At 69.3% G+C, this 12993-nt stretch carries 16 protein-coding genes and 1 pseudogene; 10 read left to right on the forward strand and 7 right to left on the reverse strand.

Annotated elements, in window-relative coordinates:
* The coding region (locus AC1DZ6_RS07170) for an ACT domain-containing protein (protein ID WP_477096508.1) at positions 1 to 563 on the forward strand (563 nt) is incomplete at its 5' end.
* 13 nt (positions 564 to 576) lie between these two features.
* Here AC1DZ6_RS07170 and AC1DZ6_RS07175 read toward each other — a convergent pair.
* The 5 genes and pseudogenes from AC1DZ6_RS07175 to AC1DZ6_RS07195 form a co-directional block, all read right to left on the reverse strand.
* On the reverse strand, positions 577 to 2604 hold the full coding sequence (locus tag AC1DZ6_RS07175) for a PAS domain-containing protein (protein WP_477096522.1): 2028 nt from the start codon (positions 2602 to 2604) through the stop codon (positions 577 to 579).
* A pseudogene (locus AC1DZ6_RS07180) lies at positions 2605 to 3063 on the reverse strand (GAF domain-containing protein); the annotation flags it as partial.
* A 105-nt stretch (positions 3064 to 3168) separates the two neighbouring features.
* Positions 3169 to 4023, reverse strand: coding sequence for a 3-deoxy-8-phosphooctulonate synthase (gene kdsA / locus AC1DZ6_RS07185; protein WP_477096509.1), 855 nt, complete (start codon positions 4021 to 4023; stop codon positions 3169 to 3171).
* 54 nt (positions 4024 to 4077) lie between these two features.
* Positions 4078 to 4491 (reverse strand): NUDIX domain-containing protein, encoded by a 414-nt coding sequence (locus AC1DZ6_RS07190; RefSeq protein WP_477096510.1) that lies wholly within the window; start codon positions 4489 to 4491, stop codon positions 4078 to 4080.
* Positions 4452 to 4694, reverse strand: a complete 243-nt coding sequence (locus AC1DZ6_RS07195) for a hypothetical protein (protein WP_477096511.1) — start codon at positions 4692 to 4694, stop codon at positions 4452 to 4454. The genes AC1DZ6_RS07190 and AC1DZ6_RS07195 overlap by 40 nt, the downstream gene beginning before the upstream one ends.
* A 242-nt stretch (positions 4695 to 4936) precedes the next feature.
* Here AC1DZ6_RS07195 and pyrE point away from each other — a divergent pair, with 242 nt between their 5' ends.
* From pyrE to era, 7 genes are all read left to right on the forward strand, one after another.
* The gene (gene pyrE, locus AC1DZ6_RS07200) at positions 4937 to 5521 is read left to right on the forward strand and encodes an orotate phosphoribosyltransferase (RefSeq protein ID WP_477096512.1); all 585 of its coding nucleotides are present in this window, start codon (positions 4937 to 4939) and stop codon (positions 5519 to 5521) included.
* Positions 5522 to 5523: 2 nt separating this feature from the next.
* Positions 5524 to 6282: a pyridoxine 5'-phosphate synthase gene (locus AC1DZ6_RS07205; RefSeq protein ID WP_477096523.1), complete on the forward strand. Its 759-nt coding sequence runs from the start codon at positions 5524 to 5526 to the stop codon at positions 6280 to 6282.
* Positions 6279 to 6680, forward strand: coding sequence for a holo-ACP synthase (gene acpS / locus AC1DZ6_RS07210; protein ID WP_477096513.1), 402 nt, complete (start codon positions 6279 to 6281; stop codon positions 6678 to 6680). The genes AC1DZ6_RS07205 and acpS overlap by 4 nt, the downstream gene beginning before the upstream one ends.
* 104 nt (positions 6681 to 6784) lie before the next feature.
* Positions 6785 to 6937 (forward strand): hypothetical protein, encoded by a 153-nt coding sequence (locus AC1DZ6_RS07215; protein ID WP_477096514.1) that lies wholly within the window; start codon positions 6785 to 6787, stop codon positions 6935 to 6937.
* Positions 6938 to 7105: 168 nt separating this feature from the next.
* A complete protein-coding gene (lepB, locus tag AC1DZ6_RS07220; protein WP_477096515.1) occupies positions 7106 to 7954 on the forward strand; it encodes a signal peptidase I in 849 nt (282 codons plus the stop codon).
* Entirely contained in the window at positions 7951 to 8652 is a 702-nt protein-coding gene (gene rnc / locus AC1DZ6_RS07225) for a ribonuclease III (protein WP_477096516.1), read from the forward strand. Before lepB ends, rnc begins: the two co-directional genes overlap by 4 nt.
* 167 nt (positions 8653 to 8819) lie before the next feature.
* Positions 8820 to 9773 (forward strand): GTPase Era, encoded by a 954-nt coding sequence (gene era / locus AC1DZ6_RS07230; RefSeq protein ID WP_477096517.1) that lies wholly within the window; start codon positions 8820 to 8822, stop codon positions 9771 to 9773.
* Here era and AC1DZ6_RS07235 read toward each other — a convergent pair.
* Entirely contained in the window at positions 9770 to 10747 is a 978-nt protein-coding gene (locus AC1DZ6_RS07235; RefSeq protein WP_477096518.1) for a hypothetical protein, read from the reverse strand. The genes era and AC1DZ6_RS07235 overlap by 4 nt on opposite strands.
* Positions 10748 to 10899: 152 nt before the next feature.
* On the opposite strand from AC1DZ6_RS07235, the gene AC1DZ6_RS07240 reads away from it, so the two are divergent.
* Together AC1DZ6_RS07240 and recO are read left to right on the forward strand one after the other, a co-directional pair.
* Positions 10900 to 11787: an arylamine N-acetyltransferase family protein gene (locus AC1DZ6_RS07240; protein ID WP_477096519.1), complete on the forward strand. Its 888-nt coding sequence runs from the start codon at positions 10900 to 10902 to the stop codon at positions 11785 to 11787.
* Between the two features lies 1 nt (position 11788).
* A complete protein-coding gene (recO, locus tag AC1DZ6_RS07245) occupies positions 11789 to 12520 on the forward strand; it encodes a DNA repair protein RecO (RefSeq protein WP_477096520.1) in 732 nt (243 codons plus the stop codon).
* Between the two features lie 4 nt (positions 12521 to 12524).
* On the opposite strand, the gene AC1DZ6_RS07250 is transcribed toward recO, so the two are convergent.
* Positions 12525 to 12971, reverse strand: coding sequence for a MarR family winged helix-turn-helix transcriptional regulator (locus AC1DZ6_RS07250; RefSeq protein WP_477096521.1), 447 nt, complete (start codon positions 12969 to 12971; stop codon positions 12525 to 12527).
* Positions 12972 to 12993: the final 22 nt, after the last annotated feature.

Below are 12993 nucleotides of genomic sequence, written 5' to 3' on the forward strand. Positions count from 1 at the left end.
AGGTGCTGGAGACGGCCTTCCCGGGCATGAAGGACGCCGACGTCGCCGTGGCGACCGCGCGGCGCAAGATCGAGGGCGGCACGGCCGCCCGGCTCTATGTGCGCGGCGGCGGCTTGACCCCCGGCGTCTCGCTGCACTTCGCCCATTGCTGCAGCCCGGTGCCGGGCGACCGCATCGTCGGCATCCTGCGCGAGGACGGGACGGACAACAAAGAGGGCGGTCTGGACGTCCACACCATCGACTGCCCCAAGCTGGCCGAATACGAGGACCGCGAGGACCTCTGGCGCGACCTGAACTGGACGCCCGAGGCCGAGCGCGAGACCGTGTCGCTGGCCCGCCTGCACGCCACGATCGGCAACGCGCCGGGCGTTCTGGGCCAGGTCTGCACGATCATCGGCGAGGCCGGCGGCAACATCGTCAACCTGCGCATGCATCACCGGCAGAGCGACTTCTTCGACGTCGACATCGATGTCGAAGTGCGCGACGCCAAGCACCTGACCAACATCTCGGCGGCGCTGCGGACGTGCCCGACCGTCGAGACGGTGGACCGGACGCGGGGGTAGGGCCTAGGCTCTCTCAGTCCCCCGCCGGCCGGGCCCGCAGCATCCGATCCACCCGTCCGGCCAGGTCCACGACCGCGAACGGCTTGGTCAGCACTTCCATCCCGGGTTGGATGTGTCCGTGGTTGAGGACGGCGTTCTCGGCGTAGCCGGTGATGAACAGCACCTTCAGGTCCGGGCGCAGCACGCGCGCGGCGTCCGCCACCTGGCGTCCGTTCAGGCCGCCGGGCAGGCCGACGTCGGTGATGAGCATGTCGATCTTGGCGCCGGACTGGAGGATCTTGAGCCCCGCCGCGCCGTCCGCCGCCTCGGCGCAGGCGTAGCCCAGCTCCTCCAGGGCGTCGATGATCAGCATACGGATGGTCGGCTCGTCATCGACCACCAGCACGGTTTCACCCGCGCCGGGATTCAGGACGTGGACGGCCTCCTCGGGCGTGTCGATCTCCTCCTCGCCGAAGTGGCGGGGAAGATAGATGCAGACCATCGTGCCCTGGCCGACCTCCGAATAGATCCGGACATGGCCATGCGACTGGCGCGCGAAGCCGTAGACCATCGACAGCCCAAGCCCGGTGCCTTCGCCCAGCGGCTTCGTGGTGAAGAACGGATCGAAGACCCGCTCCTGGATGGCCTTCTCGATGCCCACGCCGGTGTCGCTGACACAGACGGTGACGTACTGGCCGGACTCCAGGCCGCGCTCGGCGGCGGACCGCCGATCCAGCCACTTGTTGGCGGTCTCGATCGTGATCCTGCCGCCGTCGGGCATGGCGTCGCGGGCGTTGATACAGAGGTTCAGCAGGGCGTTCTCGAGCTGGTTGGCGTCGACCAGGGTGGGCCAGAGGCCTCCAGCGGCGACCGTCTCCACCAGGATCGAGGGGCCGACCGTGCGCCGCACCAGGTCCACCAGTTCGGCCATCAGCCGGTTGATGACGATCGGCTTGGGCGACAGGGTCTGCCGGCGCGAGAAGGCCAGCAGGCGGTGGGTGAGGGCGGCGGCTCGGCGCGTGGCGCCCTGGCCGGCGGCCAGGTACTTCTCGACGTCGCGGGTGCGCCCCTGCGCCAGGCGCGTGCCCACCATCTCGAACGAACCGGCGATGCCCGACAGCAGGTTGTTGAAATCGTGCGCCAGCCCGCCGGTCAGTTGGCCGACCGCCTCCATCTTCTGGGCCTGCCGCAGCGCCTCCTCGGCGTCGCGCAGCCGGGCCTGTTCGGCCAGGCGCTCGGTGACGTCGTAGACGAACTGGTAGGCCCCGGCCCGCAGTCCCTGATCGTCCCGCAGCACGCCGAACCGCATTTCGTAGAAGCGACGGTCGCGATCGGGGTCGCCGAACTCGCCGATCTCGACGAAGTCCTCGCCGGCCAGGGCGCGAGCCCAGACCGCCTGGACCTGGGCGCGGTTCTCGGGCTGGTCGGCCAGGAGGTCGAGCATGCTGTCGCCGACCGCTGGTTTGAGGCCGAAGATCCGCTCGAACTCGCGCGCGGCCGCGCTGTTGATGGCCAGCCAGCGGTAGTCGTGATCGACCACCTGGACGAAGGCGTTGGACCCTTCGACGATGTCCGCCAGCACCCGGCGCTCGGCCAGCGCCTCGGCGACGCGGGCTTCCAGGGTCTCGTTCAACTGGCGCAGGGACAGTTCGGCGCGTCGGCGGGCGGTGATGTCCTGGAACAGCACCGCCACCTGGCGGCGGCTGGGCGGCTCGATCCGAAAGGCCGACAGCGACAGATGACGTCCCGTGGCCACCAGCTCCTGCTCGAAGCGGATCGGCTGGCCCGTTCTCAGCACGTCGCCGTAGCGCTCGGCCCAGCTGTCGGCCTCCTCGCCGACCAGTTCGCGCAACGTCTGGCCGACCACGTCGGGAATGCCGGCGTGACGCGCATAGGCGGCGTTGGCTTCCACGTGGATGTAGTCGCTGAGCGGGCCGTGCGGGCCGTCGAAGAACTCGATGACGCAGAAGCCTTCGTCCATCGAGTCGAACAAGGTGCGGTACTGCCGGGCGTCCTCGTCGCGCCGCCGCAACGCCAGGCGCAGGTCGAGCTGGCTCATCACCTGGCGGGCGAGAACCTGCAGGGTGCGCTGCTGCAGCGGCGTCAGCGCCTTGGGCTGCATGTCGAGCACGCACAGCGTGCCGATCGGCAGGCCCTCGGGCGTCTTGAGCAGGGCGCCGGCGTAGAATCGCAGACCCGGCTCGCCGGTCACCAGCGGATTGCAATCGAACCGCGAATCCTGGGTGGCGTCGGGCACCAGGAGAAAGTCGTCCTCCAGGATCGCCTTGGCGCAGAACGAGGTCTCCAGCGGCGTCTCGCGCACGCCCAGGCCGACCTCGGCCTTGAAGAACTGCCGATCCGCGTCGATCAGGTTGACGACGCCGATCGGCGTGCCGCAGATCTCGGCCGCCAGTTGGGCGATCTCGTCGAACGCGGCTTCCCGAGGCGTGTCGAGAATCTCGTAGCGGCGAAGCGCCTCCAGGCGGCGCGCCTCCCGGTCCAGGGGATCGGTGTCATGCATCTTGTCTGGACACCCCCCGGCTTCGGCGGCGCCTCGACGCCAAAGGGTCGCGCCGCCGCCGCGATATGACGCACAGTTGAGCGATGTGTTCCAGCGACAGGATGGCTAAGCGCCGTGCACGACACCGTGCAGCGCCTTGAGCGTCTTCAGCAGGCCGGCCGCGTCGTCCAGCGCCAGGCAGCTGGGGGCGTCGCAAAGCGCCTTGTCCGGCTCGGGGTGGAACTCCAGGAACACCCCGTCCGCGCCCGCTGCGACGGCGGCCTTGGCGATGATCGGGACCCCTTCGCGGCGCCCGCCGGTCGAGCCGCCGGCGGTGCGGGGATCGGCGCCCGGCAGCTGTACGGCGTGGGTGGCGTCGATGGTCACGGGCACGCCCAGGCTCTGCATTTGCTGAATGCCCAGCATGTCGACCACCAGGTTGTTGTAGCCGAACGAGGCGCCGCGCTCGCACAGGACGATCTGCAGGTCCGGTGCGGCCTCGCGAGCCTTGTGGACGATGTTCTTGCAGTCCCAGGGCGCGATGAACTGAGCCTTCTTGACGTGCAGCCAGCCGCCCTGAGCCGCCGTGGCGCGCGAGGCGGCGACGATCAGGTCGGTCTGGCGGCAGAGGAAGGCGGGGATCTGCACCAGGTCGGCCACGGCGGCCACGGCCTCGGCCTGGTCGACCTCGTGGATGTCGGTGGCGATCGGCACGTTCAGCTTGGCCTTCACCTCGGCCAGCATGGCCAGGCCGTCCTTCAGGCCGGGACCGCGATAGCTGGTGATCGACGAGCGGTTGGCCTTGTCGAAGCTGGCCTTGAACACATAGGGCAGCCCCAGTTCGCTGGTGATCGCCTTCAGCTCGCGCCCGACCTCCAGGGCCAGGTCCAGGTTCTCCAGCACATTCAGGCCGGCGATCACGGCCAGCGGCTGGCCGGCGCCCATCGAGATGTTCCAGCGCTTCAGGGTGACGACGGACATGACGGCTTCCTCGTTCGCCGGCGCCGGACGCCGGGTGCAAATCAAGCGGCCAGCTTATGCCCTAAGCACGGCGACCGCGTCGAGGGTGGCGGCGGTCAGGGGCGAGGGCAGGGCGTCCAGCGCAAACCATCCCCAGTCGGACAGGGCCTGGGGCTCCTGGATCGCCGGCTCGCCCACGCAGCCGTCGGCGCGGTAGGTGACCGCCACCCAGTGGCTGTCCTCGCCGATCATGTCGGTGACGCACAGCACCGGTCCGGCGACCACGGTGACGCCAAGCTCTTCGAGGATTTCGCGCTCGGCGCAGGTCCGGCCGCTCTCGCCCCAGTCCAGCTTGYCGCCGGGCTGGCCCCAGTGCCCGGCCTCGGGCTGGCGACGGCGCTGGACCAGCAGGATGCGGCCCTCGGCGTCGAGGACGGCCGCGCCGCAGCCTATGCGGGGGCGGAGGGGAAGGGGTGATTCATCGACCATGAGGCCTTCCCTACACCCGCCTGCGCGTCGCGCCAGTCCAGGGTCTCGGTGATCTTGGCGAAGGCGGCCGCGACGCGGTTCATGTCGGCGACCCTTTGATAGACGTCGGCGTGGACGGAATCGTCGGCCCGCAAGGCCAGCAGGTCGAGTTCAGCGGCCTTGTGGAGCAGGTTGGCCGAGGTGGCCTTGATGTACTGAGTCATGGGAGCCCCTTTGGGGGTCGTCTTGTCCGGATATGGACCAGCTCTTCGTCGGCGCTCGCGCACGCGCCCTTTCTGGACGGTGGCCGCCGCGACTCACGGACCTGGGTCCGGGACGGCTCGTGTCCACCTCACTCACACGGGGACCCGGTAACAGCGTGCGAGCTCTGCCGTTGTTCCCTTCTAAGGCGAAACGGGCGCGTCGCGGTTTGTAGACTCGCGCGGGTTCGCTATATCCAACCCTCATGACCAACGACGACGTCCTCGACGAATTCCGCGCCGCCGGCGCCCTGCGCGAAGGCCACTTCGTGCTGTCCTCCGGCTTGCACAGCCCCGTCTTCCTGCAGAAGAACCTGGTGTTCATGCGGCCCGAGCGGTGCGAGCGCCTCTGCAAGGCCCTGGCCGAGAAGATCATCGCCACCGTGGGCCAGCCCGACGTGGCGGTGTCGCCGGCCGTGGGCGGGATCATTCCCGGCTACGAGACCGCCCGCCACCTGAGCGTCGCCTCGATCTATGTCGAGCGCGAGGGCGGCGGCTTCAAGTTCCGCCGCGGYTTCCACCTGGAGCGCGGCCAGAAGGTCGTGATGGTCGAGGACATCGTCACCACCGGCCTGTCGTCGCGCGAGTGCATCGCCGCGATCCAGGCGGCCGGCGGCGACGTGATCGCGGCGGCCTGCATCGTCGACCGCTCGGGCGGCAAGGTCGATGTCGGCGTGCCGCTGGTGTCGCTGTGCAGCCTGGAAGTGCCGGCCTATCCGGCCGACGCCCTGCCGCCCGAACTGGCCGCCATCCCGATCGAGGATCCCGGCAGCCGGCGTCTGAAGGGCTGACGATCATGCTGCGGCTCGGCGTCAACATCGACCACGTGGCCACGATCCGCAACGCGCGCGGGGCCAGCTATCCCGAGCCGGTGCGGGCCGCCGAGCTGGCCCTGGCGGCCGGCGCCGACGGYATCACCGCGCACCTGCGCGAGGATCGCCGCCACATCAGCGACGCCGACATCGCCCTGCTGACCGACCTGTGCCTCAAGCGCGGCAAGCCGTTGAACTTCGAGATGGCGGTCACCGACGAGATGGTCGGCATCGCCCTGCAGGCCCGGCCGCACGCCGCCTGCCTGGTGCCAGAGCGCCGCGAGGAGGTCACCACCGAGGGCGGCCTGGACGTGGTGCGCGGCGCCGACCGGATCACGGAAGCCACCGCCCGCCTGCGCACTGGCGGCGCGCGCGTCTCGCTGTTCATCGAGGCCGACCCCGCCCAGATCGAAGCCTCGGCGAAGGCCGGCGCCCAGGTGGTCGAGCTGCACACCGGCGCCTATTGCGACGCCGCCCGCGAGGGTCATGCCGACCGCGCCGCCACCATTCTGGAGCGGCTAAAGACCGGCGCGGCCCTGGCCGCCGGCCTGGGCCTGGAGGTCCATGCCGGCCACGGGATCGACTACGCCACGGTCAAGCCGATCGCCGCCATCCCGCAGATCGCCGAACTGAACATCGGCCACTTTCTCATCGGCGAGGCCATCTTCGTGGGTCTGCCCCAGGCCATGCAGCGCATGCGCGCCCTGATGGACGCCGCCCGCCTGGAGCATGCGGCATGATCATCGGGATCGGCTCGGACCTGTGCGACATCCGCCGGATCGAGAAGACCCTCGAACGCTTCGGCGATCGCTTCACCCACAAGAGCTTCACCGAGATCGAGCGCAAGCGATCCGAGCGCAAGCCGGACCGCGCCTCCAGCTACGCCAAGCGTTTCGCCGCCAAGGAGGCCTGCTCCAAGGCCCTGGGCACGGGCCTGAAGGGCGGGGTGCATCTGTCGGGCATGGGTGTCGTGAACCTGCCGTCGGGCAAGCCGACCATGGCCCTGACCGGCGGCGCGGCCGAGCGGCTGGCCCGGATGACGCCGGAAGGCATGACGCCGGTGATCCACCTGTCCCTGACCGACGACCATCCCTACGCCCAGGCCTTCGTGATCATCGAGGCGGTGCCGGCGGTTTAAGTCCCGGTCCTCCCCACAGGGGGAGGGCCTTTCACGCGGCCTCCGCCTTGCACCCTGAATCCCCAAGCGCCCCTTACGGCGCCGTTCTGGGACGGGGGAAGCACATGGCGATCTGGAGCGATGCCGAGACCAAGGCGGTTCCGAAGGCGCGCCGCGCGCCTGCGCCGATGCCCTGGCAGGAACGGCCGTTCGCCTGGCTGCTGGTCGGCTGGGGCTTCTTCGCCTTGGTGCTGCTGGCGATCTTCGCCACAATTTGAGACCTGATTCCACGGTCAAGCTGGAGACGCGTCCCCGGAGCGTGACAGCGCGCCGAGTGCGCCATGAAGGCGAGTTAACGGGCGCTACGCTTGCTCCCGTCGTAAACCCCGTCTAGCTAGGCGCGTCGGGTTCGCCCGCAGCCCATTCCGTCGAGAGCCCTTCCGCGCATGACCGACACCACCGAAACCGACGCTCCCGACGACAAGGGCGGGGCGGTCAAGGAGTTCATCGAGATCGTCAAGACGGTCGCCTACGCCCTGGGCATCGCCCTGGTGCTGCGGGTGCTGCTGTTCCAGCCGTTCACGATCCCGTCGGCGTCGATGGAGCCCAATCTCTACCAGGGCGACTACATCATCGTTTCGAAATACAGCTACGGTTGGTCCAAGCACTCGATCCCGTTCAGCCCGCCGCTGTTCAACGGCCGCATCCTGGGCCACGCGCCGCGCCGCGGCGACATCATCGTCTTCAAGCTGCCGCGCGATCCGAACGTCGACTACATCAAGCGCCTGATCGGCCTGCCCGGCGACAAGGTCCAGGTGCGCGGCGGCGTGGTCTACGTCAACGGCAAGGTCCTGGACCGCAAGGAACTGCCCTCGGCCCTGGTCGACACCGGCTACGGCACCATCCGCGCCGGCCGCTTCGAGGAGACCAATCCCGAAGGCCGCAAGTACTCGACCCAGGACTACGGCCCCGACAGCGAGGCCGACAACACCGGCGTCTACACCGTGCCGACGGGCTGCTACTTCTTCATGGGCGACAACCGCGACAACTCGCTGGACAGCCGCTTCGACCCGGGGATCTCGGCCTTCAAGACCGGTTCGGGCGCCTGCAAGTGGGACTTCGCCAACGACCAGTACATCGGCATGCAGGAAGGCGTCGGCTTCGTGCCGGCCGAGAACCTGGTGGGCCGCGCCCAGCTGATCCTGCTGTCGTGGAACGCCGACGCGCACCTGTTCAAGCCGTGGACCTGGTTCCTGGACGCCCGTCCGAGCCGCTTCTTCCGCGTCCTCAAGTGACGGACCGGCGCGCCGTCGCCGTCGGCGACCTGGAGCGCCGGATCGGTCACACGTTCCAGGACCGCAAGCTGCTCGAGCTGGCCTTGACGCACGCCAGCGTCGGGGACGGCGCCAAGAAGGCCGGCGACAACGAGGTGCTGGAGTTCATCGGCGACCGCGTGCTGGGCCTGCTGGCCGCCGAGGCCCTGGCCGAGCGCTTCCCCAAGGCCAAGGAAGGCGAGCTGGCTCCGCGCCTGAACGCCCTGGTCAGCCGCGAGACCTGCGCCCGCGTCTCCCGCGCCGCCAACGTCGGCCCGGCCCTGCGCCTGTCGGCCTCGTCCAGCAAGATCGGCGGCCGCGAGACGGATTCCATCCTGGCCGGCGCCGCCGAGGCGCTGATGGCGGCGCTCTATCGCGACGGCGGGCTGGACGTGGCGCGTCGGGTGTTCCTCGACCTGTGGTCGGGCGAGTTCGACAAGGCCGCCGAGGGCAAGCCGCGCGATCCCAAGACCGCCTTGYAGGAATGGGCCCAGGGCCAGAGCAAGCCGCTGCCGACCTACGCCGTCAAGGACCGCAAGGGGCCGGACCACGCGCCGGTGTTCACCGTTCAGGTGACGGTGGTCGGACTGGATCCGGTCTATGCCGAAGGCCGCTCGCGCCAGGAGGCCGAGAAGGCCGCGGCCAAGGCGCTGCTGGAACGGGAAGGGGCGGGGATCTAGGCGGCGAATACTTGCCCCCTACGGGCCTTCGGCCGTCTTCCCCCAGAGGGGGAAGAGGAACCGCGCTCTTCGTCCTCCGCCCCCTATGGGGGCGGACAGACCGCGAAGCGGTCAGGTGGGGGCAAGTTGGTCGCCCCCGAGCCTCATCGGTGCTACACGCACCCGCAATGACTGAAAACACCCCCCAAAACACCCGCGCCGGGTTCGCCGCCATCATCGGCGCCCCGAACGCCGGCAAGTCCACCCTGGTCAACCGCATGGTCGGGGCCAAGGTCTCGATCGTCACCCAGAAGGTCCAGACGACGCGCTTCCCCGTGCGCGGCGTGGCCATGACCGGCCAGACCCAGATCATCCTGGTCGACACCCCCGGCATCTTCACCCCGCGCCGCCGGCTGGACCGCGCCATGGTCCGCTCCGCCTGGAGCGGCGCCGAGGACAGCGAAGTCGTCGTCCATCTGGTCGACGTCCAGGCCGAACTGGCCTCGCGCGAGCGCCGCGCCTCGGCCGGCGAGCACCGCTCGGTTCAGGACGTCCAGACCATCGTCGAGGGCCTGAAGGCCGCCAATCGCCAGGTGATCCTGGCGCTCAACAAGATCGACGGCGTCAAGCGCGATACCCTGCTGGCCGTCGCCCACGACCTGTTCGAGACCGGCGTCTATTCGGAAGTCTTCATGATCAGCGCAGGCACCGGCGCGGGCGTCGACGACCTGACCGCCAAGCTGGCCTCGCTGATGCCGGAAGGCCCGTGGCTGTATCCGGAAGACCAGACCGCCGACCTGCCGGCCCGCCTGCTGGCCGCCGAGATCACCCGCGAGAAGATCTATCTGCGCGTCCACGAGGAGCTGCCCTACGCGGCTTCGGTCGAGACCACGGCCTTCGAGGAACGCCCCGACGGCAGCGCCCGCATCGAGCAGACCATCTATGTCGAACGCGACGGCCAGCGCGCCATCGTGCTGGGCAAGGGCGGCGAGGTGATCAAGTGGATCGGCAAGAGCTCGCGCGAAGAGCTTGAAGAGATCCTCGACCGCAAGATCCACCTGTTCCTGCACGTGAAGGTCAAGGAGAACTGGGCCGAGGAGCGCGGCCTGTTCAACGACATGGGCCTGGATTTCGACGTCTAGTTATAGTCGTCGGAATACCGAAGGGGCTTGGCCGGCGGCATGCCCGCCGGCGCGTCGATGATCACGACGTCGGCCGAGCTGTCGGTCAGCTGCTTCAGCTTGAACCGCAGTTCGGCCGCCTGCTGGTGATGGCCGATGAAAGCCATCCCGGCCTCGCGATTGGCGAACAGCAAGCGTTGGCCCTCGACCCGCCATGGCCCACGCTCCAGGGCCGCGATCCCGGCATCAGCCTCGTCGAACAGGGCTTGCTCCCATCCCAGGATACGGTCGTTGCGCGTGATCTGCAGAGCCATCTGGGCGTCGTAGTGGGCCATCGTCCGCTGGACGATCTCGGCCGACACGTGATGATCGACAGTGGCTTTCTGGTAAGCGGCCCGGGTTAGAGCGGCGCGGGCGGCATAGCCTTCGTGATAGGTCCGAGACGCTTCCCGGGCGGTTGCGATCCGCGTCTTGGCGGCGCGGCGGTCGGCGGCCGTGGTCAGGGTCTCAGGCGTCAGTCGGATGTCGTCGTGGGCCGCCGTCAGGGCGGTGGTCAGCGGCGCGCGCGCCTTCAGTTCGGCGGCCCGACCGGCCGCGCCGGCCTTGGGCAAGGCCGCGTTCAGCCCTTTCACATCGCCGTTCTTCCAGGTCCGGTAGGCCTGGTCGCCGAACGGGATCGCCACCAGGGTCCCGAGCACGATCGGGAACAGCAGGTTGAAATACAGCGGGCCGCGTTCACCGTTCTTCCAGCGCACGAAGCCGAAATACAGCAGGCTCCAGATCGCCAAGGCGCCGATGGTGGCGGGCACGAGGGCGGGGCTCAGCGCATGCCACAGCGCATAGGAGAGATCCTCGTCGTACAGCCGGACAGGGCGAACCTTCAGGCCGTAGTAAAGCGCCGCGCCGATCCCCGCGAGCGCGGCCAGCACGAAGGCGGGCCAGGTGACGGGCGGCTTGCTGCGGCGGCGCGCTGGCGCGACGTGGCTGTCGTTCATATGTCCCCCTTGGCGCCCCGACGGCGCGCTGAGGTCTAGCTAACAGCGGGATCGATGTGGCGCAATCTTGGGTGGTGCGGTAGGCGAGCGACTTGACTTCGCGGACGACACCCTGCCTTTGAACCGTGAACAGACCGGGAATATCGTCGCCTGTGAGCAAGATCGAAATCGCCTTCGCGGCCGCCGCGTCCACCCCTTCGACCTCGGTGGATCTGGACGCCTATTTCGCCCGCATCGGTTATGACGGCCCGCGCGAGCCGACGCTCGACGTGCTGCGCGCCATCCACCAGAAGCACCCCGACGCCGTCGCCTTCGAGAACATCGACGTGCTGCTGGGCAAGGCCATCAGCCTGGATCCGGCCGACATCGACGCCAAGCTGATCGGCGCGATGCGAGGCGGCTACTGCTACGAGCAGAACGGCCTGTTCAAGCGGGTGCTGACGGCGCTGGGCTTTGAGGTCACGGGCCTGATGGCGCGGGTGCTGTGGATGGTCCCGGACAACGTTCCGCCGCGCCCGCGCTCGCACATGGTGCTGGGCGTGCGCGTGCCCGGCGACGACACGGTCTGGCTGGCCGACGTGGGCTTCGGCGGCTGCGTGCTGACCGCGCCGCTGCGCCTGTTCTCCGACGAGGTGCAGACCACGCCCAACGGCGATTTCCGCATCCTGCCGGTGGACGAGTTGGGCGGAGAGCGCCAGGTGCAGGCCAACCTGTCGGGCCGGTGGGCGGCGACCTATCAGGTGGCGCCGCTCGGCGCCTGGGCCGACCAGGACTACGAGCAGGCCAATTTCTATACCTACGCCCATCCCAGCTCGCACTTCACCTGGAGCCTGACGGTGGGCCGGGTGACGCCGAACGCCCGCTACGCCCTGAAGAACAATCGCCTGACCCATCGCGACGCCGACGGCGCCCTGATCGAACAGCGCGACCTGTCGGCCGACGAGCTGGAAGCCACGCTGCGCGATGTGATCGGCCTGCCGGTCCTGCCCGAATGGCGGCCGCTGATCGAGAAGATCGTCGGCTGGGGGACCTCGGCCTAGGATGGAGTGGGAAGACGAGGCCTTCGTGCTATCGGCGCGCGTCCATGGCGAGACCGGGGCGATCGTCGAACTGCTGACCCAGGACCGGGGCAAGTTCGCGGCCCACGTCTCGGGCGCGGCCTCGCGCCGGATGAAGCCGTTCCTGCAGGCCGGGGCCAAGGTCATCGCCCGCTACCGCGCTCGGATGAGCGACCAACTGGGCGCGGCGACGCTGGAGCCGATGGGCGAGGGGCCTTCGTCGTTGTTCGACGAGCCGCTGGCCTTGTCAGGCCTGTCGTCCGCCGCCGCCGTCGCCGCCGGGGCCCTGCCGGAGCGCGAGGCGCATCCGGGGGCCTTCCACGCCCTGGAGGCCCTGATCGCCGCCCTGGCCATTCCCGAGATCTGGCCGGCGGTCTATGTGCGGTTCGAGGCCGGGCTGCTGCAGGACCTGGGCTTTGGCCTGGACTTGTCGAAATGCGCCGCCACCGGCTCGCTCGACGACCTGGTCTATGTCAGCCCGCGCACGGGCCGGGCGGTCAGCCGCGCGGCGGGCGCGCCGTATCACGACAAGCTGCTGCCCCTGCCGCCGTTCATGCTGTCGGCCCAGGGCGGGCTGGTCGAGGGCGACGTCAAGGCGGGCCTGGACATCACCGGCCACTTCCTCGAGCAGTTCGTGTTCCATCCCCTGAACCGGCCCCTGCCGCCGGCCCGGGTGTGGCTGCTGGACCGCCTGGGCGAGGCGGGGCGGCTGTAGGCGCCTAGCCGGCCGCCGCTTCGACGCGGTCGAGGTTGGCGATCAGGCGCGTCAGCAGGTCGACGAGCAGCCTGGTCTCCTCGTCCGTGAAGCCGCGCAGCACCTCTTGATTGCCCTGGAACAGGACCGTGACCGCGTCCGGCAGGCGTGCGGTCGCGGTCGCCGTCAGCGCGATGCGGCTGCTGCGTCCGTCGGCCGGATTGGGCGTCCGCTGGATCAGCCCGTCCCGCTCCATGCGGGCCAGCATCTGCGCCATCGGCGGCTGCTCGGTCCTAGCGAAGCGGGCGAGATCGCGTTGCGTGTCGGCCTTGCCGTCCCGAAGCGCGACCAGCACGGGCAGGTGTCCGACGCCGAAGCCCAGCGGCTTGAGTCGCGTTTCGCTGAGACGGGCGAACCCGCGCGCCGCCAGGCTGATCAGGTGCCCAGGCGTCGAGAGCACATCCAGGTCCATCTCAGTTCACCCCTTGCACCGA

This window comes from Caulobacter sp. P1_B12_2 (genome assembly GCF_056406675.1).